The sequence below is a fragment of the Hallerella porci genome, assembly GCF_003148885.1.
In the GTDB taxonomy this organism is placed as follows: Bacteria; Fibrobacterota; Fibrobacteria; order Fibrobacterales; family Fibrobacteraceae; genus Hallerella; species Hallerella porci.
This window is the reverse complement of sequence record NZ_QGHD01000024.1, coordinates 15,180-36,955: the sequence shown is the minus strand read 5'-3', so window position 1 is coordinate 36,955 and position 21,776 is coordinate 15,180. Positions and strand designations below refer to the sequence as shown.

Genomic DNA, 21,776 nt, shown 5'->3' with positions numbered 1-21,776 from the left:
CGCGGTTATTTTTTAGCTTCGCAAAAAGCGAAGTTGATTTTGATGGCTTTATTTTTAGCGCAGCTTTTGCCGCATTTCCTTGCGACTTATTCGCCTTTACAACTTTTTATCGCAACGATTCTCTTCGATTACGATTCGGCGTATCAACTTTACAATCTCGTTTATCTGTTTTGTATCAAAACATTTTTCCCGTTTTTGCAAGTCGGCTGTACCGCTTCCATCGTCGCCTATTTCGTTTACCGCATTTTAAAAACAAAGCCCGAAGAAATCAATCCGTTGTGGAAAAAATTTTAAGTCGCATTTTGCTTCAAACTTTTGCGCATCCCCTCGCGCGGCTTTGCCGCCATTATTTCCAATTGTGCATTGGCTAATAATGCATAATTGATAATTAACAATTAACAATTAACAATTATAAAGTTAGGCAGCTTCGCTGCAGTTTATAACCCGCGCGTCAAAGGTGCACCTAATTCTCAATTGTTAATTGTTAATTGAAATTGGCGCTCCGCGCGGGAATGTAAAAATTCATTCGGTTTTGGAAAAATTTTGCCGTAGTTTATTTAGAAAAATTAAATTTTCCTGAAAAATTGGAGAAATTTTGCGGTGGCAAATTTTATAAAAAGAAACAGAAATTCGATTGTTAAAATCATCTTTGCCGTGTTGCTCGGGGTGATTTTTTATAATACAGCTTTGCCGAAAATTGCAGCGTTGCCGTTTGATTATTGTGATATTGGATTTCGACATAATGAAATTAGTTTAGTGCGCGAGGGAATCAATCCGTTTTATGTTTGGAATCATGAAATGGAGCATGAAAAATATTGCGGGCTGAGCCGTCCTGATATGCCTTCGAATTGTAACGGCAAACAAGAATATGTGCATTTTTATCCGCCTTGGCATTTTACGCTTTTTTGGTGGTATGCCTATTTGCCGACTGTCGTTTGCGCAGGAATTTTACTTTTCGTCTATTTAGCGATTCTCTTTTTCTTGTTGCGGTATTTGTCGCGGTGGGAACCCTCTGCGATTTTAGATCGCGTTTTATTTTGGGAAATGCTCGTTGTGGTTATTTTATATCCTTATCTGCGAGTCATTTGCGTGATGAATTATAGTCCGCTTTTGCTCGTTGCGATGTTTGCTTTTTGCTATGCATTAAAACGGGACAAGCAAATTTTACTAGGAATTGCTTGGGCGATTTTACTTATCAAACCGCAAGTGGGTGGACTTTTTATTTTCCCGCTCCTCTTTTCGCAGAAATGGAAAAGCATCGGAATCGCTTTGGGAATTTGTATTTTAGCGACTCTTTGGCCGGCATACGTTTTACATGAATCGCCGATCGATTTGATTTTGCTTATTCCGAAAATGGGCGCGCCTTATTTAGAAGCGAGCAATTTAAACTTTATACTCGTGCGAAAATTGGTTTTGTGGTTTGGACCGACGGGACGTATCGTTTGGATGATTCTTTGCGCAAGTGCTTGCGGAACTCTTTGTTATCTATTCCGCAAATCGCCTTCGCCGTGGATTCAAATTGCGCCGGTTCTCGTCTTTTATCCGATTATCACTTATTGCTCGGATCACGATTTTGTTTTGCTCTGTCCTTTAGTCGTTCTCTTTTCTCTCACATTATTTGACCGCGGTTATTTTTTAGCTTCGCAAAAAGCGAAGTTGATTTTGATGGCTTTATTTTTAGCGCAGCTTTTGCCGCATTTCCTTGCGACTTATTCGCCTTTACAACTTTTTATCGCAACGATTCTCTTCGATTACGATTCGGCGTATCAACTTTACAATCTCGTTTATCTGTTTTGTATCAAAACATTTTTCCCGTTTTTGCAAGTCGGCTGTACCGCTTCCATCGTCGCCTATTTCGTTTACCGCATTTTAAAAACAAAGCCCGAAGAAATCAATCCTCCGTGGAACGAATAATTACAACCACACATTATTTTTGTATAATTTAATGTGTGATTGTAATGAGAGGAAATGATGGGATATTTAGATAAAATTCATCGAATGCTCAAGCGTTCAACAAATGGGACGCTTATGACTGCAGAAGTGTCGGCTGCAGGGTTACCGCGTGCACAATTAAAGCAATTAGTTGATTTGGGCGAAATTTATTCGTATTCCCGAGGAATTTATGTTCAAGCGAATGCGTGGGAAGATGAAATGTTTCTTTTGCAACAGAAATATAGCCGAGGCATTTTTTCGGGAGAAACTGCGCTTTATTTATTTGGCTATTCGGATCAAACGCCATCGGTTTACGCGATGACATTTCCTCAAGGTTATAATACTCCTTCTCTAAAAGAAGAAAAAATTTTTATAAAGAGAGTTGTTTTGAAAAATTACTCTTTAGGAATTACAGAGGTGAATTCTCCGAGTGGAAATAAAATTAAAGTTTATGATATTGAAAGAACTCTTTGCGATATAATGCGTGGAAATGATGGAAATATTCAGCTGATTGGAAAAGCGATGAAAAAATATGTGCAATCTAAAGAAAAGAATTTTCAAAAATTGATTGGATATGCAGAAAAACTTCGAGTAAAACCTAAAATTTTGAACTATCTAGAGGTGCTTTTATGACAGTAAAAAATTCAATGCAACTCAAAGCTCGGGTAAAGAAAATTGCACAAGAAAAGCGAATTACGAGTCAACTTGTTTTACAAAATTACATGCAAGAAAGATTTTTGGAGAGGATTTCAAAATCAAAGTATAAAAGAAATTTCATTTGAAAGTGCTTGTGATTCAATTCAAGAAGTGCTTAATCTTTTAAAAAAGTAATTTAATTTCCCATCAAAAAAAGGCGCCTCTTTGGAGACGCTTTTCTTTTTTGAAGTGAATTCTTAGCCCATTAAATCTTTGTGGATTTGGGCGGCGGTTTCGCGGCCGGTGCGAATGGCTAAGACAACGGTTTTTGGGCCGTAGAGCGCATCGCCTGCGACGTAGACTTTTTTCTTCGAGTCTTCGCTTGCAGAATCGAGAACGTCGGTTGCCGTTTTGCTTCCGATGGCGAGGACGACGGTGTCGCAATCGATCATTTCTGATTCGCCTTCGACTTTGACCGGAGCGGGGCGACCTTTTTCGTCGGGTTCGCCGAGAGTGAAAACATCGAGCTTTGCTTGTTTCACGCGGCCGTTTTCGTCACCGATGAGTTCGCACGGATTTCTAAGTTCGACAATTTCTGCGCCTTCCGAAGTTGCATCGTGAATTTCTTCGGAGCAAGCGGGCATTTGTTCGCGGGTTCTGCGGTAAACGAATCGCACTTTTTCTGCGCCCAAACGGAAAGCCATGCGGGCTGCGTCCATCGCGACATTTCCACCGCCGACGACGATGACATTTTTCCCCGATTCCAAAGCGGCGCCGCGGTTCGCTCTTTCCAAATAATCTTTCGCGTTAAAGACTCCTTTCAAATCGATTCCCGGAATTTTCGGAACCGACGGAAGGCTTGCACCGTTCCCGACGAAAACTGCGTCAAAACCTTGCAGCAAAAGTTCATCGATAGAAACATCTTTTCCGACGTGGACTTTCGTGTGGCAGATGACGCCCATTTGTTTTAGCGTTGCAATTTCGTAATCCAAAATTTTCTTCGGCAAACGGAATTCGGGAATGCCGTAGCGGAGAACGCCGCCGAGTTGATCGTATTCTTCAAAAATTTCAACTTGATGACCGAAAGCGCGAAAATCGATTGCAGCGCCGATGCTTGCGGGGCCCGAGCCGATGATCGCGATTTTCTTTCCGGTGTTTGCGCCGACGGGAAGCGGCTTTTTTCCGCCCAAATGTTCGCGTTCATAATCTGCGCAAAAGCGTTCCATATTTCCCAAGTGAACGCCTTTTTTCGGGTCTTTCAAAAGTTTTCCCAAAGTGCAGCTCGATTCGCATTGACGTTCGTGCGGACAAACGCGGCTACAAATCGAAGGAATAAGCGAAGTGCTGCGGATAATGTCGATTGCACCTTGAAAATCTCCGGCGGCGACGCGTTCCAAATATTCGGGAATCGGCATGCCGATTGGGCAAGCGGGAGTGCACGAAGGCTTTTTGCATTTGAGGCAACGATTCGCTTCTAAGCGGGCTTGCGCTTCGGTAAAACCTAAATTGGTTTCGTCCATCGTAGTGCGTCGAGAAAGCGGAGCAAGTTCCGCAGCGGTTTGCGGCGTAATCGTGCGCTTTTCTTTCATGGTGATAGCGGGGAGCTGGGCGAGTTGCGCCAGTTCCGCTTTCGCAGCCTGATCCAGTTCGGCGATAGTTTCCATAAATAGCCTTTAAAACAAAAAATTAAAAGACGACGAAAATGTTGTTTTTAAAAAGAAAAAATACAAAAATTGACGAAAGTTTGAAATAGAATCGGCGCAGAAAAAGTTCATTTGTAAACATTGGCGGGGAATTTTTTCGCGGAAATTGATTTTTGAATTTTCATTAAATTAGCGCGGGCAAATTTCTGCCCCCGCAGGATAATTTCGCCTGGTTTTTCTTCGCGGATTAGTTAAATTTTTTCCGATGAATTCGGAACAAAAATTGAATCAAAATTTTTCGCGGTTATTGCCGATGCTTGCGGGCGTAATCGATGCAAAAACATTTCAAGAAATCGAAGAAAATCCCACGGGAGAAATCGCAGAAGCTGCAAAACTCTGCGACGCTTTGGAAATTCGCTACGACTTGCTCCCGGCGGGCGTGAAATGGTCTCATGTCGCAGAAAATATCCGCGGGCGTTTTCCGCGGGCACTTCTCGTGGGGACGATTCGCCTCGAACGCGACGGTGGAAAATTTCCGACGGAAAAATCTTTAGGGCGCGAAGCGCTTTGGCGCGATATTCTTTCGGCTGCAGTAAAACCGGATTTTATCGATATTGAAGCCGAAGATTTGGACGAACTTTTCCCGAAATTGGCGAAGGATTTTTCGCAAAGCGGCGTTCGCTTTTTAGTTTCGCATCACGATTTTCAGAAAATTTCATCGACGATGGAACTTGAAAATTTAATCCAAAAGGCGAAAGCGGTCCGTGCGAACGGATTTAAAACCGCTTGTATGAGCTCGACTTGGGGCGATTTCGAGGGACTTTATCCGTTTATCGCCCAAAATGCGCCCGATTTTGAATTGTTTTCCCTTTTCGCGATGGGGAAAACGGGGGAAGAATCCCGCTTAAAAAGTTTAGCGTTTGGAGCAAACCTTACATATTGCTCACTCGGAAATGCGGTCGCTCCCGGGCAAATTCCGGTGAAAATTGCCAAGGAAAATTGCAAAAATTATTGAAAAAATCGCTAAATTTGTCGTTTTTTTCGAAGATTTCCATTCAAAAATGGCATATTCTAAATGGAAAAGTGCTTTTTCGCTCACAAGTATGCACTTTTTGCATTTTTTTACTAAAATTTGAAGAAACAAGGAAACCAATATGCGTCTTTCTGAACGATTTGCCGATAACAGTGTGATCATCAACTCGCAAAGTTCCACGAAGGAACAAATCTTAAACGAGTTGGTCGATACGCTTTGCGCTTCTTATAAGCTGGATCATCGGGATGAGATTTTCGATGCCGTTTGGAAGCGGGAACAAACTCGTTCAACGGGAATTGGTTATGGTCTTGCGGTTCCGCATGCAAAAATCGATTACGTCGATCGGATGTGCATGGTCGCTGCAACCGTTGAAAAAGGCATTGACTTTGACGCGATGGATAATGAACCGGTGCATCTTTTGATTTTAATCGTGAGCCCGGGCAATACGGTTGGTCCGCATTTGAAAGCTCTTTCGTCGGTGAGCCGCGTCCTTTCGAACGCCGAAGTCCGCAAAGATTTAATCGATGCGAAAACGCAAGCTGATTTCGTCGAAATTTTCGGCCACGCTGAAGATAAATACTTGTAAAAAAATCGGCTCTGCCGATTTTTTTTACAGACATCTTGACGATTTTTGATTCCTTTTGTATCTTTGGGGCGCTTGGACGATTAGCTCAGTTGGTTTAGAGCGCTGCTTTCACACGGCAGAGGTCACTGGTTCAAATCCAGTATCGTCCACGATCAAGACTCGAGAATTTCTCGGGTCTTTTTTTTTGTGCGGGAAAGCGTCAATTTTTACGATTTTGTGATATATTATCGGTATGAGTGAAATTGTAGATGAATCTAAAATTCCGGAGCCGCCTCTCGGTTCTCATTTGCTTTCTCCGCGTGCGGGGTTTAATCATCACGGCTTGTATATCGGAAACGGCCGCGTGATTCATTATTCGGGGATGGCGCGGACATTAACTCGGAAGGATATTTTGCGGTTGCCCGGGCTGATTCGCTACGGTTGCGTCGTCAAAACTTCGATTAAAAAATTTTGCGATGGACACGGATTTCGTGTGGTAGAACATCCTCAGGCGAAATTTACGGGCGCTGCGGCCGTGGAACGGGCGAAAAAGCGCCTTTACGAACGTTCGTATTATTTATACAGCAACAACTGCGAACATTTTGTGAATTGGTGCATCGACGATACATTTAAAAGTCCGACGGTGACGAAAATTCTTATCGGATTTGCGCTCCTTGGATTTTTGGTGCATGCGCTTGGTATTTCGCGGCTTTCGCGGAAATTGCCCGCGGTTGCGCAATTATTGCTCAGCGGCATTTCGGCTGCAATCGGTTCTTTCTTGGTCGCTCATTTTACTTTGGATGCGATGCAACCGGCCGAAGGCATCCGTGGACGCGAACGCAGAAATCGTTATTTTGGACGGCTCGGCACTTGGTGCGGTTTTGCGCTTTCGCCGCTTGTCGCTATCATCGGAATTCGAAAACGTTCGACTTTGGCAGAAAGTTTATTCCCATTTTTCCTTCCTGTTGTCGGCGGGCTTGGAACGTATGCGACTTTCCGCTTAAAAGATACTCTTGACCGCGATAAACTCCGCAAGGAACGTGCGAAAAAAGCGGAAAAGGCAGAAGCCGCAGAAACTGTTTCCGCAGACGAATCATCCTCCGAAAAAATTTCACAATGAGCTGCAACTTTTCCATGGGGAAATGCATCTAAATTTTGTGAAATCGCTGAGAATACGCTTTTTATATTTCAAGATGCTCGCGCTTTTGGCTGCGGGCTCTTGTGCTTTTGCGCAGACGCTCACTCTCGAAGATTGCGTCAAATTAGCGGGCGAACGCAGCTTGGATGTAGAAAATGCAAAACTTTCGGAACGCGCTTCCGAGGCTTCGCTTTTATCGTCAAAGGCTTCTAATCGCCCGACTCTTTCGGCTTATGTAAATCAATCTCTTTACGATACGCCTTTTGATGGACAATCGCAAGATCATTACCGTTTAAATCTCGGACTTTCTGGCTCGTATAAAATTTGGGACGGCGGCGCAAATGGACTAAGCGTTGAAAGTAAACAAATTGCGTTAAAAGCGAGTCAATTCAGCACAGAACTTGCCGTTTTAAAAGTGCAAGAAAATGTGATGAATGCGTTTGTCAATTTACTCGCCGCAGGAGAAAATCGAAAACTCGCCGATTCGGCGCTCGTTCTTTCGGATTCGTTAGTCGCATTAAACGGAAGATTTTTTGAAGCGGGAACCATTACGCGGAGCGATTTAGCGCTCGTCAAAAGCGATGCGGCGCAGGCAAAGGTAAAGCAAATTTCGGCTTTGCAATCGGAACGTTCTTCGCTCACGACGCTTAGGCAACTTTTGGAAATTTCGCGGACGGATTCGGTGCAAATCGTCGCCCCAGAAACGGCGTTTGAAAAGCCCGAAGACTTGGGAAAAATTCCCACTTTCGAAGAAGTTTTAACGCAGACAAAATCGCATTATCCCGGACTCATTTCGGATAGTTTGAATATTCAAGCGGCGGAGAAAAATGTCGAAGAAGCGCATCGCAATAATTCGATTTCGGTGACTCTCGGCGCCGAAGCGACTTCGGGATTTCAAGCGTGGAAATCGGATAGGTACGCGCGGCAAATGAAAAATGGTTATACGCATAGCATTTCTCTCGGCATTAACATTCCGATTATCGATGGCGGAACGACAACGGCAAAAGTGCTTTCGGCACAAGTCGAAAGCGAGCGTGCGCAAGTTTCAAAACGCGAAACCGAGAAGGAATTGGAAAATAATTTGGAGCAGCTTTATATTCAAGTGGAAAATGCGGATGCAGCTTGGGAAGCGGCAATCGCGGGCGAAGAAAGCGCCGAAGAAGCTTACCTCGTCGCCAAAGAACAGAGAGAAGCGGGAACGATTACTTTTACCGATTTTTTAGAGCAGAAAAATAATTGGCAAAGCGCACAAAGTACTCTTATCCAAGCGAAATATACAAGCATTCTCGCACGCCATTTGCTGGAACTTTATATGGGGAAATTTCAATGAAAAAGTTTCTAAAAATTTTTGTGATTTTAGTGGTTTTGGGAATCTTAGGATTTGCAGCGTTTCGTTTTTTGAAACCGTCGGATGCGCAAAATGCAGGCGTGATGGTGAGCGAAAAAGTGAAGCGTGCAACGATTCAGACGACGATTTCTTCGACGGGAACTCTTTCGCCGATGGACACGGTGAATGTGGGCACGCAGGTTTCGGGTGACATTAGCAAAATCAATGTGGACTTTAATTCGAAAGTGAAAAAAGGGCAAGTGATTGCAGAACTCGACCGCAGTAAATTGCAATCGGCATTGTATCAAGCAGAAATCGCAGCGTCCAGCGCAAAAATCGATTACGAGCACAAACTTTCTGTTTTCAATCGCACGAAAAAACTCGCCGAAAGCGGGAGCGCAAGCGCCGTGGATTTAGAAACCGCCGAATACGAAATGAACTCGGCAAAGCTCGCGTGGAAAACACGGGAAAGTGAAGTGGCGCAGGCGAAACTCAATGTGAGTTATTGCATTATTAAAAGTCCGATCGACGGCGTTGTTTTGCAGAGATCGGTTGACGTTGGGCAAACGGTTGCGGCATCGATGAATACGCCGACGCTTTTCATCTTAGCTAAAGACCTTTCGAAAATGCGTGTCATGGCAAGCGTTGACGAAGCGGATATTGGAAGCGTGAAAGCCGGACAAAAAGTGACTTTTACCGTGGACGCTTTTCAAGACGATAAATTTCACGGCGTCGTGGAATCGATTCGATTAAATCCGACGGTGACTTCGAATGTGGTGACGTATTCTGTCGTCATCACCGCAGAAAATCCCGATTTAAAATTGCTCCCGGGAATGACGGCAACGTGCACAATCGTTACGGAAGAAGTGGAAAATGCGTTGAGCGTTCCGGTCGCAGCCATTAAATTTTCTCCGGCAGAAGGCACTCCGATGCTCGACCCGCGCGATGCGCCAAAACCTCCGAAGCCGATGCATAAAAAATCCGACGACGATTTTGGCCCGCCACCGCCTCCGGGAATGTCGTTTGGTGGGGGCAGTGCGGGAAAGAAAAAATCATCGAGCCCGCCGAAACTCAAAGGCAAAAATGTGTGGATCAATGTGAACGGGAAAGCGGCATTCCGTCCGGTGAAAACAGGCATTACCGATGGCGTGAATGTGCAAATTCTCTTCGGATTAAACGATGGCGATTCTGTCGTCGTCAAGCAAGAATCTGCTGCAGAAATCGCTCAAGAAAGCGAAGAAAGAAGCCCCTTTATGCCGGGACCGAGAAAGCGGAAAAAGTAGCGAAATTTAGAAGCTGAATTTCGGCATGTGCAGCACATGCGTCATGCATTCTGGCCATTCTTCGTGATAATGCGTGACCAAAATGAGAGTCGTTTCTTTGGAAAGGAATTGCAAAAGCGAGAAGAGTCGTTCGCGAAATTCAGCGCCCATTCCTTGAGTGGGTTCGTCGAGAATTAGCGCTTTCGGCGGACGAATTGCAGCGCGCGCGATTAAAATCAAGCGGCGTTCGGTTGCAGAAAGTTCATCAAATCGGCGTTCGGGATTTTCAAAGCCGAGTTCTTTTAACCAATTTTTTGCTTTCGCTTTTTCTTCCCACGAGGGTGGAGTAAAGAGCCCGAGATTCGTCGTAAAACCGGTGCAAAGCACTTCCATAATATTCAAATTTTCGCGGTATTGTGTCGCCAGTTCAGGCGAGAAAAATCCGATTTGCGCTTTGTGTTCCCAAATGTTAAGGCCGTGACCCGGCTTCTTTCCAAAAAGCGTAATATCGTTGGAATACATTTGCGGATGATCGGCAGAAAGGAGCGCGAGCAGCGTACTTTTCCCTGCGCCATTTTGTCCCATCACGACCCAATGTTCGCCTTTTTTGACTTGCCAAGAAAGGTCATTGATGACTTGAGTTGCGCCGTAGCAAATGTGAATATGATTTAAATCGAAAAGAATTTCGCCGGTGGATTCGGGAGCGTGCAACGTTTCAATTTGATAAGTGGAAATTTCTTGCGTGCGCGGCGCATCGGCAATTTCTTCGGGAAGTTTTCCTTCGTATTCGTGAAATTCTCCGTTTTCGTAAACGAATGCGGGAATTTTTGGGAGCAATTCTTCGGCGCGTTGTAAACTCACGGCGAGTTTTACATTCGTCTCGGCCATTTTTAAAATCGCTTGCGCTAAATGCGTGCGATATTCGGGATCTAAACCGCCGAAAGGATCGTCTAAGAGAACGGTTTCGGGCGATTCCATCCAAAGGCGTGCGAGCAAAATGCGGCGCAATTCTCCATTCGAAAGGCTGAGCAGTTTAACGCGCAAAACCGTTTCGGGAAGATTCGCCATTTTCAGCGCTTCGCCTAATTTTTCGGGATCGGTTTGCGCAAACGGTTCATCTTCGACGTAATGCTCGGAGTTGAGAAAAAATTTTGGTTTTAAAAGCAAATCGCGGACGCGCGGCGCATCATCATCGCGGAGGCTAATGAATCGCTGTTGCCAAAATGGTGCAAGCGCTCGCTGAATTTTACGTTGAAGTTCTGTCGATGAAAGGGCAACATTTTGGTGGTGCTCGGCAAATTCTCGTAAGACGCGGGATTTTCCGCTGCCGATAGGACCTAACATTTGGATTTTAGAAAATTTCTCAAACAGAGATTCCAACGTTTTGTACTGCATAGCTCAAAGATAGCTTTTTTGTATCTTTTGATTGTTATGAGAAACTTATTGCTTTTAATTCTTGCGTTTGCGGTTTTTGCGCAGGCTCGGATGAGTCTCGATTTTAGTACAGATCGCATTGAAGCGGGCATGCAATTTGATTTGCGTTTAATCGTTCCGATTCGGGAACTTGCTGAACCACGCGATGTGCCGCGCTTTATGCCGCAGAACGGTTTCGTCCTCCGCGGATTGGATTCGACCGATACCCGCGTCGAAGACTTTTTTGGCCGCGGTTATAATGTGCGCCGTTATGATTTTAAATTGACCGCTCCGAAGCAAACGGGACGAAAAATTGCGGGCATTTTAACGTGGAAAATTCAAGATCAAGAATATGAAATTTCGCGTCCCGCCGTCGAAGTGCAAAAATCGTATAATGACGCTGCGGTTTCCGTCTCGCTTTCGCCAAATAAACGCACGGTTTACGAAGGCGAACAACTTTCGGTCACGCTTTCTATTCACACGTATGAACATTTCCAAGGCAATTTGGTCGCAACCAATATGGATTTGGGAAATGATTTTATCGCACACCGTTCGGATCTTTCGGAGTTAAAACTCATGCCGATTCCCGACGCTCCGCGCGAAACAAAAGGCAGCGCAAAATTTGCGTGGATTTCTCCGGTGAAAACAGGAAAAGTTTCCATTCCGCCGTTTAAGTTTAAGTACATGAAAGTCGGCGCGCCGAAAATTGTGGAAAAGAATCAAAGTCACGGCGGATTTTCGATGAGCTTTAAAAGTGTGCAGCAAGAGCCTGAAGAAGCCGAAGCGCAAACTGCTCCGCTGAATATTACGGTGTTACCGCTTCCGCAACAAGGCAAACCGCAGAATTTTTCGGGTATGGTCGGAAATTATAAATTCAGCGCTTCCTTTGACAAAGATTCGCTTTCTCTCGGCGATGCATTAACTCTTTCAGTGCAAATTTCTGGCGACGGAAAACCGGGAACGATTACCGATCCCGAGCTTCCGAATTTCTCGGATTTCCGCTCGGTTCCACCCGAATCCGATATCAAAAAGAAAGTGAGCGGCGGAAAAGTTTTGACGACGAAAAATATTCGCATTTTCCTTTATCCGAAGAAAAAAGGCGAATTTGAAATTCCTGCGATTACCTATAATTGGTTTAATCCGACGAAGAAAATTTACGAAACAAAAACCGAAGGCCCGTGGAAAATCAAAGTGGAAAAAGGAACGGGAACGGCTCCGACTTACGATTCGGAATCGCCCGCTGCGTATGTGCCCGCAGCCAAAGAAGAAATTGAATCTCTCGGGCGCGACATTCGTTATGTGCATCAAGTGAATGCGGTGAGCGCAAAAGAAATTCCGCTGTATCGTTCCATTGGTTTTTGGATTTTACTTTTGCTTCCGATTCCGCTTTATCTTTTGTTCTGCGCATTTGTGCGCACGCATCGGAAACATTCGAGCAATGCAGCGCTTGTCCGCAAAGCGACTGCGAAAAAGAATTTGAAAAAGTTCACGGCTATTGCCAAAACCGCTCTTGAAAAAGGCGACGGCAAAGCGTTCTATGCGGCTCTTGAAAATGGACTTGTCGGCTATCTTTCGGATCTTTCGAATTTGGAATTCCGCGGCATGACCAAAGAAGCTGTCAAACAAAATTTGACAAATCTCGGGGTGAAAGAAGAGCAAATTCAAAAAGTTTTGCAGTGGCAAGAAGCGTGTGCGTTCGCCCGATTTGCGCCGGTTTCTGCGACATCCGAAGAATGCAAAAAAGCGCTTTCGGAATTTGAAATGCTCTGCGATGCGTTGGAGGTTTTAAAATGAAATTTCAGATGAAAATTTTTCTTTCAATTTTTGCTTTTGCGATTGCAGCGTGGTCAAATGAAAATTGCAAAACCCTTTACACAGGGGCTGCGGCGTATCAAGCGGGAGATTTTTCTTCGGCAGTTGAAGCGTGGCAAAATTGCGTCGATAATGAATTTCAAAATGCCGATTTATTTTACAATTTGGGAAACGCTTATTTCCGCGAAAAGCGTTTGGGCTTTGCCATTTTGAATTATGAAAAAGCGTTGCGTTTAGATCCGACGAATGAAGATTTTCAATACAATTTAAAACTCGCAAAAAGCATGACGAAAGATAAAGTCGAAGAATCGACGACGGAAGAAAATCCGCTTCTAAATTTCTTTTTTCAAGCGCATCATTTCTTCTCGTTAAAGGAACAACTTTTTGCGATTCTCGGAATTGTTTGGCTCATTTTTATTCTGTGTATTGTCCGCGTCCTTGCGGCAAATCCTAAAATGAAAACCGCACTCGCTGTGAGCATTTTCCCGGTGGCAATTATCCTCGGCATTTTTGCGCTGAGTGCAGGCTATAAAGTTTACCGCGAAAATACATTTGCCTTGGGAGTTGTCACCGCAGAAACCGCCGACATTACGAGCGGCCCAAGCGATAAAGATCAAACCCTCAATATGCTTTCCGAAGGGACAGAAGTCGAAGTGCTCGGCGTGAAAGATGGATGGGTGCACGTACGCCTCGGCGAAAAGGTAAACGGCTTCGCAAAAATCAGCGAACTAGGAATTGTGAAGTAAAAGGCAAATTTCTAAATTTGGAATTCATCAAGAAGGTTTCTCGTGTTAACAGAAGAACAAATTTTGCAAGCTTTGTCCGTCGTACGCGATCCGGATTTGAAGAAAAATATCGTTGAACTCGGATTCGTTCACAATGTGAAAATTTCTGCAGACGGCGATGTGACTTTGGATTTGCAACTCACAACTCCCGCGTGTCCGATTCGCGATCGTTTTAAAACACAGTGCGAACAAATTTTGCGCGACATTGGAGCGAAAACGGCAGAAGTCACTTTGACAGCGAACGGTCGCGTTGTGAATGCAAACGCTGCGCCAGCAAGCGATAACGCTCTTCTCAAAGATGTGAAACGCATCGTCGGCGTCGCCAGCGGAAAGGGTGGCGTGGGCAAATCGACGGTGACTGCAAACTTGGCGATGGCTCTCAGTTTAGCGGGCGCAAAAGTCGGCGTTTTGGACGCAGACATTTACGGTCCTTCGATGAATATTATGTTCGGGGTGGATACCGCTCCCGAAATTTTTGACGATCGCACGATTGCGCCGGTGGTCACAAAGGGCGGCGTTTCGCTGATTTCGATGGCGATGTTTGCGGAATCCGATAAAGCGACAATTTGGCGCGGCCCGATGGCGAGTCAGATGATTCAAAATTTTGTGCATCGAGTGCGTTGGGGCGAACTCGATTATTTGCTCATCGACTTTCCTCCTGGAACGGGAGATATTCAATTGACGCTAACACAACAATGCCCGTTAACTTGTGCTGTTGTCGTCACGACGCCGCAAGAAGTCGCCCTCGCTGACTGTCGAAAAGGTCTTGCGATGTTTGATAGCGTCGGCGTTCCTTCGGTCGGTATCATTGAAAACATGAGTTACTTTATCTGCGATGGCTGCGGAAAGCGTCACAACATTTTCCGCACCGGAGGCGGCGAACGTATTTCTAAGGCGCTTGGCGTCCCTCTCCTCGGAAAAGTTCCGCTAGAACCATCCGTTGCTGATTGCGGTGATTTGGGAGCCCCTGCCGTTCTGCGTTATCCGAATAGCGAAAGCGGTCGCGCATTCATCGAAATCGCCGAGAAGACAATTCATGCAATCGCTCAGTTGGAACATTCCAATTCTCATGTTTTGCACAACTTCAATTTGCGCTGGGACGAAATCCCTGTGGAGGCATAATGCTGCAACCGTTGAAAATTTTCCGCACAAAAAAAGGTGAACTCGGATTTGATTTTGACGACGGAAGCCGCGCCATTTTTCGCTTACGGGATTTGCGTTTAGCGTGTCCGTGTGCGCTTTGCGTCGATGAAAATACGGGCGAAAAACTTTTAGACCCGAAAACTGTTCCCGAAGACATTCGCTTGGAAAGTATTCAGTCCATCGGGCGTTACGCCGTGGGAATTCTTTGGAGTGACGGGCATCGGACGGGAATTTACCCGTACGAACTCTTGAAGCGTTTGACGAAACAGCCGTAAAAAGCCATATTTAAAGGGTAAAATTCTCAGCGCAGGTTTTTCTAAAATGAGTGATATCAACGAATCGTTATATTTTCGAGATTTAAACCGGTTTCCGACACTCAAACCGGAAGAAGAAGCTGCGCTCATTTCCATCATCAAAAACGGCGAATCCGAAGAAATCCGTGAACGTGCTTTGCAGCATCTCATCCGCGGGAATCTTCGCTTTGTGGTAAGTGTTGCGCGCAAGTATCAAGGTCGCGGACTTTCTTTGCTCGATTTAATCAACGAAGGAAATCTCGGACTTTTCAAAGCTGCCAAAAGATTTGACAGCACAAAAGATGTCAAATTCATCAGTTACGCCGTTTGGTGGATTCGCCAGTCGATTCAAAAAGCTTTGTTCGAACAGGTTGGTGCAGTCCGCATTCCGCCTAACAAATTGACGATGGTGAATCGCTTTAAGCGGGCTCTCGTTTTGAATGGCGGCGATTACGAACGCACGATGGCAATGCCGGAATTTGCAGGCTCGGAACAGGACATTGTCGAAGTAATGGAAAAAATCGTCGATATTTCTCTTGATGCGCCGATTAACGATGACAGCGCTTCGGGCGATTCCGTGAGTTCTTTGATGGATGTGCTCGGCACGGACGGCAATCAAGAAGACGAAATGGAAAAGAAGGAACGCAAAGCGCTCCTCGACGAAACTCTCAAATCGCTTCCGCACCGCGAAGAAGAAATTCTTCGCATGTTCTACGGTTTGGACGCAGTGGAAGATACGACGCTGAAAGATATCGGCGAAGATTTGAAACTCAGCCGTGAACGCGTGCGTCAAATCAAAAATAAAACTCTTCGCAAATTGCAGAAGAACAAAGAAAAGCGCGAACGTTTGAGCGATTTCTTGGAAATCTAATGGCAGTTTCAAAAGTTAAAGCGCGGCGAGCGGCAGTATTTTTTTTGACGCTTCTCGGTGGCGCTTTTATCGCATTAGCCGCTTACTCCGTTTATTTGAAAATTGGTCCGCGAAGCGTTGTCGTTTCGAGTATTCCGTTTGGACTTCCTGCGGGCACGTCGATTTTACGCGGGGATGTTCCCGATACATTGGCGGGTTTAGATCGGATGCCGATTTCGACGGAACAAGAATTGCGCCGCGCCGAAGAATTGCAGAAAAGCGGAAAATTTAATGAAGCTGCCGAAGTTTACGAAGCGATTGCTCTTCAATATCCCGAAGTTTTTTTGGCGCAGTGGGGAGTTGTCAATTCTCTTCTTTCGGTGAACGCGGATTCGTTACTTCCCATTTGGCGTTCGCAGTTAGAATCGATGGAACGCTCGCTCAAAAATCGTTATCCCGAATCTGCGGTCGCATTTTACATCGATGCGCGCCTTGCTGAAAACGCAAACAGTTTGGGCACCGCACTAGAACTCGCTCATATTGCAACGCAGAAAGCGCCAGCCTTTGCCGAAGCGCGCTTGCTCTATGCAGATTATCTTTTTCAAGCGCGCCGTTATGCTGAAAGTCTTGAAGAAGCGCATGTGGCGATTAGTTTATTCGAAGGAAATTCGGCGGCCGCTTATTTTCGTTTGGCGCAAGTCTTTCACGACGAAGGAAACTTGGACAGTTGTTCTTTAGTCGTCGATTATGCGCTTTCCAAATTTCCGGTGAACGTTGATTTTCTTTGCTTGCAAGGAATGCTTCAAGAATATGCGGGGCACTTTGAAAATGCCGAAGAGACTTATCGTCGGGCTTTAGCGATTCGTCCGGGTCACAAGATGACGACGGAAGCGTTCCTTTCTCTTGGACAAAAAATGGCACCGGGAAAAGGCGGTTCTCTTTCGCCACAAGAACGCGCTCAAGTGGCTTACGATATTTTGGAACCGCTCGTGCGTCAATATCCCGAAAATTTACCGCTCCGCGAAGCGCTCGGTCGGGCGTATATGAGAGGGCGTAATTTCGATTTAGCAAAAACGCAATTTCTCGAAATTCAAAATCTTGACGCCTCTTATCCGGATATTGCACTTCGAATTCAAGAAGCGTCCGCGATGCCGCCGGTGCACGAAACGCAGAAAAGTTTGCTTGCAACCGATCTTTCGCGGGTCATTGACAGTATGCGGACTTTGCCTGTTTCGGAACATTCTTTTGAAACGAGTCTCGGACATTACCTCGTCCGGTACGGTGCCTCGCAAAAAGAATTTTTCAAAAAATATTCCGCAGCGAATTTCAAAAAAATCAATCGCAATACATGGCAAGAAAATTTCTTTGAAGCGCCGTATTTTCACAAATACACTGTTCTCTTTGACAGTCTCGGAAAATTTTATGGCGTGCACATCGTCGTGACGGATTCAAATGTTTTAGCCAACAGCGCAAAAGCAAAAACTCCCGAAATTTACACGACGTTATTGCAGCAAAATTCTCGGCTTTCGGGAGTCGGAACCGAAACGGGTGAAACCGATTGCGATGGTACTGTGATGACTGGCGCCACTTGGGAAACGCGGGATAATTTTGAATTGCTCGCCCGCATCGCAGGAAAGCCCGCCGAAGTGCGCATGATTCGTTTGGATAAGACGAAAATTCCCGAAGGAAGTCGTCTTTGTGATTATTTGAAATATCTTTCGATGTATTGATTTGTAAGTTGTGATTATGCGCGCGATTTTTCTTAGCCTTTTTGCTTTGCTTACGCTCTCGCTTTTCGAGGGTTGTACTTGTTGCGCATATCTCAATCATATTTTTAACGCCGACAGAAATTATGAAGATGCGACGAAACTCGAAGAAGCACGTGCCGATTCGGTTCCGGGCGATTCCGATTTAATCGCGACTGGTGAAGCGGCAAAGAAATACGACAAAGTCATCGAGAAAGGTTCTCGCGTTCTCGAAAGATTCCCCGATAACGATCGTCAAACGGCGCGGGCAGTTTTCCTCATCGGCGAAAGTTTTCGGCATAAAGGCGAATGGGGAAAGGCCGTCGCCAAATACGATGAATTTGAACGCTATTTTTCGGATCACGATTCCATGCCGAAAGTGGAATATGAACGCGCTTATTGCCTTTATAAAAATGGCGAATACGATGTGAGCCGTTTTGCGTTGCAGTCGATTTTAGACGCGGGCGATGAACATCCTTATTATCACGAAGGCTTGAATCTTCTTTCGTTATTAGAAGAAAAAGGCGATTTTACAGAACAAGCGATTGCAGCACTCGAACGCATGCTCGCCGATACTTCGGGAACTCCTTATATGCGCGGGCGCGCCCACATGCGACTTGCTTCGCTGTATTTTAAAATGGAAAATTATCCGAAGGCGCGAGAACATTACCAAGCGAAAGAAATCGCAGAACTTCCTCTTCGCGATCAGTATTCCGCAGCTTTGCACGCCGCAGAATGTTTAGCGCAAACCGAGGCTTACGCCGAAGCAGCCGAAGAATATAAAGCGATGATTGCGAACAAAGAATACGAATCGCATTTGCCCGATATGCTTGTGCGTCGCGGAGAATTGCTTTTAAAAGCGAACAACTGGACCGAAGGCGAAAAACTGTTGCATCATGTGACGGATGAATACGAAAAAACGGAATATTCTTCCCGCGGATTTTTTGACCTCGGCGATTTTTATCAAGTAGAAAAGCGCGCTTACGAGCCCGCTCTCGCTTATTACGATTCGAGCTTTTTAGCAAAACCTTTCTGCAGTTGGGGACAAAATGCCCGCGAACGCCGAGATGCGTTGCAAAGGCTTCTCGCTCTCCGCGCGAAAGATTCTCTCGCCGATACGACGGATGCGGCGAAGAAAGCTTTCTTTGATACAGAATTTCAAATTGCGGAACTTTTCCTTTTTAAGCTTTCGGAATTAGACAGTTCTCTCGTCCGCTTGGATCGCATTATCAACGAATCGCCGGATACCGCAATCGTGATGCGGGCAACTTATGCGCGGGCTTTTATTTACGACGAATTTAAGCAAGATAGCGATACCGCCGAAGAACTTTACAAAGAAATCATCGCAAAATATCCGCACACCGATTATGCAAAACAAGCGCAAGTGAATTTAGGCGTCAAAGTCACCGTTAAAACTCCCGAAGATATGGCGCACGAACTTTACCTCACTGCAGAAAGTTTGTGGGTTGCTGCTCAAGAAGTCCCGCTCGAAGAAATGGACGCCGTCGATACCGCTTACGCTTATGCGCTCGCCGCATACGATACCGTTTATCAAACTTATCCCGAAACGCAAGCGGGAATTCAAGCGTTATACATGAAAGGCATCATTTGGGAAATGTCGCCCGACACAAAAGACAGCGCTGTCGCTGCATTCCAAATTCTGCGTAACGAATACAGAAATACGCCTTGGGGCCGCGATGCGGAACAGCGCATGCATAATCGCGTGGCCATTTCCGATGACGCCTTGGCGCGTTTACGCAAACGCGTGGAACAAAATGAAGCGTATGTGGAGAAACTTTCGAAGCAATATTACGATGGCTTAGCCGAATCCGAAGCCGCAAAAAATAAAGGCCCCGAAATTAAAGCCGAAGAAAACGAAGAATTGGAAAATTCGTATAACAGCATGTACGATTTCGAATAAATTTTAATAGCGTCAAAAATTCTCAACTTTTGTCAATTTTCATTGTTATATTATACGCATGAACACTGCACAAAAGAACATTAAAAATCGAATTGTTGTCGCTTTGCATCAAATTTCTTGTAGCGGCTTTGACACTTTCCGTCGTCGTATCGCAGATCAGCTTTCGATGCAAGGCTGTGAACTTTCCGAAGAGGATGATGAAACTTTGCTCGGCTTTTATCGCCGCGGAGAAAATGAAACTTTCGTCTTAGCCGCTTTTGGCTACGAGTGTTAAAGCATTTCCCATTCGACGAAGCGGTATGCGCCATAGAAATCTTTGAGGGCGCCTTTCCACTTGAGCCAAGGATAATTGACGGATTCTTGCTCGAGAATTTTGTCTTCGTTTGCTTCCGGACCGATTTCCATCAAAAGAATGGCGCCCGGATTTAAACGATCTTTACTCTGCGTTAAAATTTTGCGGACAAGAGTTAAACCGTCTTCGCCGCCGAATAACGCAAGCGCGGGATCGTAATCGCGAACTTCGGGCTGGAGCTTTTCTTTTTCGCCGTCTGGAATGTAAGGCGGATTGCTTACAATCGCGTCGAATTTTTTCCCGTCGGGCAATGCGTTTAACAAATCGCCTTCAAAGAATTCGATTTCGACTTTGTTTAATGCGGCATTTTCTTTTGCCAAATCCAACGCATCTTTTGAAATATCCGTTGCGGTAATTTTTGCATTCGAAATTTTCTTGTTTGCAGCGAGAGCAACTGCGATTGCGCCAGAACCGGTTCCGATATCAGCGATTTCGCAGGATTCTTTTCCTTTTAATCGTTCTTCGAGAATTTCGATTAGCGACTCTGTTTCGGGACGCGGAATAAGTGCGCGGCGGTCGCAGTGAATTTCTGAGCCGCAGAAACTCGTGCTTCCGACGATGTGCTGCAGCGGTTCGCGCTTTGCGCGGCGGGCGACGAGCGGGCGCAATGCTTCTAATTCTCGTTCCGAAAGCGGACGGTCAAAGTTTAAGTACAATTCCATCCGATCCATTTTTAATCCGTGCGCCAAAATATATTGCGCATCTAAACGCGGGTCGGGAATGCCTTTGTGCTGAAAAAACGCAGTCGTCTTATTTAAAATTTCGAGGACGGTGTTCATGCAAATTTTCCGAGAACTTCTTGGGCGTGCGCCATTTGAAGCGCATCGACAATTTCTTGAATGTCGCCGGTCATAACGCTATCGAGTTTGTATAAAGTCAAATTGACGCGGTGATCGGTGACGCGGTTTTGCGGATAATTGTAGGTGCGAATTTTTGCAGAACGGTCGCCGGTTCCCACCATCGCTTTACGGCTAGCGGCTTCGGCTTGTTCTTTTTTCGCAATGACCGCATCGAGAATTTTCGAACGGAGCATTTCCATAGCGTGCAAACGGTTCTGCAACTGCGAACGCTCGGTTTGGCAGCTTACGACAACTCCCGTCGGAATATGGGTGAGGCGAACTGCGGAATCGGTCTTGTTAATGTACTGACCGCCTGCGCCCGAAGAACGGTAAGTGTCCATGTGAATATCGGCTTCGCGAATTTCCACATCGACTTCTTCGGCTTCGGGGAGAATCGCAACGGTTGCCGCAGAAGTATGCACGCGGCCTTGCGTTTCGGTATCGGGAACGCGCTGCACACGGTGCACGCCACTTTCAAATTTGAGAGTGCCGTAAACGCTATCGCCTTCGATGAAAACGCGAATTTCTTTGTAGCCGCCGACAGTTCCTTCGGACGCATCTTGAATCGTCATCTTCCAGCCCATACGATCGCAGTAACCGCGATACATCCGGAAAAGATCGCCCGCAAAAAGGGCGGATTCATCGCCACCGGTTCCTGCGCGAATTTCGAGAGTTGCGTTGCGAAAGTCCCATGGTTCTTTCGGAACCATCAAAATCTGCAGCTCGTTTTCGAGTTCTGCAATGCGCTTTTCAAGAGGCGGAATTTCTTCTTTGGCGGCTTCGGCAAATTCGGGATCGCTTCCTCCGAGAGCGGCTTTCCATTCGGCGAGATCGCTCGAAAGTTGGATATATTCGCGTGCCTTTTGGCAGCTTTTTTCCAAGCCTTTATATTGCTTTTGCAATTTCGTGTAAAGTTTTTGGTCGGCGACGACTTCTGGCGTCGAAAGTTCCGATTCCAATTCTTCGTATTTTTCAATGACTTTTTGTGCGGCGTCTAACATCGCGTCAATTTTAGAAAATTCTTTGCAGCCCAAAAAATCGGCGCGGAAGAATGCTGCAAAATGAGAAAAGTTTGCGAAGAAATAAA

General features: G+C 45.6%; 20 protein-coding genes and 1 tRNA gene. 17 read left to right on the top strand and 4 right to left on the bottom strand.

All coding sequences use genetic code 11. From position 1 onward, the window contains the following. The 3 genes from B0H50_RS10105 to B0H50_RS10095 all read left to right on the top strand — a co-directional run. On the top strand, positions 1 to 294 hold a 294-nt coding region (locus tag B0H50_RS10105; protein ID WP_158275905.1), incomplete at its 5' end, for a hypothetical protein. 504 nt (positions 295 to 798) lie between these two features. Beyond that, complete coding sequence (locus B0H50_RS10100; protein WP_233244736.1) at positions 799 to 1,914, top strand: glycosyltransferase 87 family protein; 1,116 nt, start codon at positions 799 to 801, stop codon at positions 1,912 to 1,914. Positions 1,915 to 1,968: 54 nt separating this feature from the next. Next, the gene (locus B0H50_RS10095) at positions 1,969 to 2,565 is read left to right on the top strand and encodes a type IV toxin-antitoxin system AbiEi family antitoxin domain-containing protein (protein ID WP_233244733.1); all 597 of its coding nucleotides are present in this window, start codon (positions 1,969 to 1,971) and stop codon (positions 2,563 to 2,565) included. 260 nt (positions 2,566 to 2,825) lie between these two features. Here B0H50_RS10095 and B0H50_RS10090 read toward each other — a convergent pair whose 3' ends face one another. Further along, a complete protein-coding gene (locus B0H50_RS10090) occupies positions 2,826 to 4,232 on the bottom strand; it encodes an NAD(P)-dependent oxidoreductase (RefSeq protein WP_109587652.1) in 1,407 nt (468 codons plus the stop codon). A gap of 244 nt (positions 4,233 to 4,476) precedes the next feature. Between B0H50_RS10090 and B0H50_RS10085 the strand changes: the two genes are divergently transcribed. From B0H50_RS10085 to B0H50_RS10060, 6 genes are all read left to right on the top strand, one after another. Then, the gene (locus tag B0H50_RS10085) at positions 4,477 to 5,226 is read left to right on the top strand and encodes a type I 3-dehydroquinate dehydratase (RefSeq protein ID WP_106198495.1); all 750 of its coding nucleotides are present in this window, start codon (positions 4,477 to 4,479) and stop codon (positions 5,224 to 5,226) included. Positions 5,227 to 5,365: 139 nt separating this feature from the next. Further along, a complete protein-coding gene (locus B0H50_RS10080) occupies positions 5,366 to 5,830 on the top strand; it encodes a PTS sugar transporter subunit IIA (RefSeq protein WP_106198494.1) in 465 nt (154 codons plus the stop codon). A gap of 74 nt (positions 5,831 to 5,904) precedes the next feature. Beyond that, positions 5,905 to 5,979: transfer RNA gene (locus tag B0H50_RS10075), tRNA-Val, on the top strand. An 83-nt stretch (positions 5,980 to 6,062) separates the two neighbouring features. Next, entirely contained in the window at positions 6,063 to 6,929 is an 867-nt protein-coding gene (locus tag B0H50_RS10070; RefSeq protein WP_106198493.1) for a lecithin retinol acyltransferase family protein, read from the top strand. A gap of 73 nt (positions 6,930 to 7,002) precedes the next feature. Next, positions 7,003 to 8,277 (top strand): TolC family protein, encoded by a 1,275-nt coding sequence (locus B0H50_RS10065; RefSeq protein WP_158256462.1) that lies wholly within the window; start codon positions 7,003 to 7,005, stop codon positions 8,275 to 8,277. Then, positions 8,274 to 9,557: an efflux RND transporter periplasmic adaptor subunit gene (locus tag B0H50_RS10060; protein ID WP_233244731.1), complete on the top strand. Its 1,284-nt coding sequence runs from the start codon at positions 8,274 to 8,276 to the stop codon at positions 9,555 to 9,557. Before B0H50_RS10065 ends, B0H50_RS10060 begins: the two co-directional genes overlap by 4 nt. A 6-nt stretch (positions 9,558 to 9,563) precedes the next feature. Here B0H50_RS10060 and B0H50_RS10055 read toward each other — a convergent pair whose 3' ends face one another. After that, the gene (locus B0H50_RS10055) at positions 9,564 to 10,931 is read right to left on the bottom strand and encodes an ATP-binding cassette domain-containing protein (RefSeq protein WP_109587651.1); all 1,368 of its coding nucleotides are present in this window, start codon (positions 10,929 to 10,931) and stop codon (positions 9,564 to 9,566) included. Positions 10,932 to 10,967: 36 nt separating this feature from the next. Between B0H50_RS10055 and B0H50_RS10050 the strand changes: the two genes are divergently transcribed. From B0H50_RS10050 to B0H50_RS10015, 8 genes are read left to right on the top strand one after another with little or no spacing between them, the layout of a single operon-like run. Then, positions 10,968 to 12,743, top strand: a complete 1,776-nt coding sequence (locus tag B0H50_RS10050) for a BatD family protein (RefSeq protein ID WP_106198490.1) — start codon at positions 10,968 to 10,970, stop codon at positions 12,741 to 12,743. Beyond that, positions 12,740 to 13,507 (top strand): tetratricopeptide repeat protein, encoded by a 768-nt coding sequence (locus B0H50_RS10045; protein ID WP_109587650.1) that lies wholly within the window; start codon positions 12,740 to 12,742, stop codon positions 13,505 to 13,507. Before B0H50_RS10050 ends, B0H50_RS10045 begins: the two co-directional genes overlap by 4 nt. 42 nt (positions 13,508 to 13,549) lie before the next feature. Beyond that, the gene (locus B0H50_RS10040) at positions 13,550 to 14,668 is read left to right on the top strand and encodes an Mrp/NBP35 family ATP-binding protein (protein WP_233244725.1); all 1,119 of its coding nucleotides are present in this window, start codon (positions 13,550 to 13,552) and stop codon (positions 14,666 to 14,668) included. Further along, a complete protein-coding gene (locus B0H50_RS10035) occupies positions 14,668 to 14,964 on the top strand; it encodes a DUF971 domain-containing protein (protein WP_106198487.1) in 297 nt (98 codons plus the stop codon). Before B0H50_RS10040 ends, B0H50_RS10035 begins: the two co-directional genes overlap by 1 nt. 46 nt (positions 14,965 to 15,010) lie before the next feature. Continuing rightward, positions 15,011 to 15,853 (top strand): sigma-70 family RNA polymerase sigma factor, encoded by an 843-nt coding sequence (locus B0H50_RS10030; RefSeq protein ID WP_106198486.1) that lies wholly within the window; start codon positions 15,011 to 15,013, stop codon positions 15,851 to 15,853. Continuing rightward, the gene (locus tag B0H50_RS10025) at positions 15,853 to 17,562 is read left to right on the top strand and encodes a tetratricopeptide repeat protein (protein WP_106198485.1); all 1,710 of its coding nucleotides are present in this window, start codon (positions 15,853 to 15,855) and stop codon (positions 17,560 to 17,562) included. Before B0H50_RS10030 ends, B0H50_RS10025 begins: the two co-directional genes overlap by 1 nt. A 16-nt stretch (positions 17,563 to 17,578) precedes the next feature. Continuing rightward, positions 17,579 to 19,498 carry a tetratricopeptide repeat protein gene (locus B0H50_RS10020; protein WP_233244722.1) on the top strand — a complete coding sequence of 640 codons (1,920 nt, stop codon included), beginning with the start codon at positions 17,579 to 17,581 and terminating at the stop codon, positions 19,496 to 19,498. Between the two features lie 58 nt (positions 19,499 to 19,556). Next, positions 19,557 to 19,772 (top strand): hypothetical protein, encoded by a 216-nt coding sequence (locus tag B0H50_RS10015; protein ID WP_106198484.1) that lies wholly within the window; start codon positions 19,557 to 19,559, stop codon positions 19,770 to 19,772. Here B0H50_RS10015 and prmC read toward each other — a convergent pair. Continuing rightward, positions 19,769 to 20,629 carry a peptide chain release factor N(5)-glutamine methyltransferase gene (prmC, locus tag B0H50_RS10010; protein ID WP_106198483.1) on the bottom strand — a complete coding sequence of 287 codons (861 nt, stop codon included), beginning with the start codon at positions 20,627 to 20,629 and terminating at the stop codon, positions 19,769 to 19,771. The genes B0H50_RS10015 and prmC overlap by 4 nt on opposite strands. Further along, positions 20,626 to 21,690 (bottom strand): peptide chain release factor 1, encoded by a 1,065-nt coding sequence (gene prfA / locus B0H50_RS10005; protein WP_109587658.1) that lies wholly within the window; start codon positions 21,688 to 21,690, stop codon positions 20,626 to 20,628. The genes prmC and prfA overlap by 4 nt, the downstream gene beginning before the upstream one ends. Between the last annotated feature and the right edge of the window lie 86 nt (positions 21,691 to 21,776).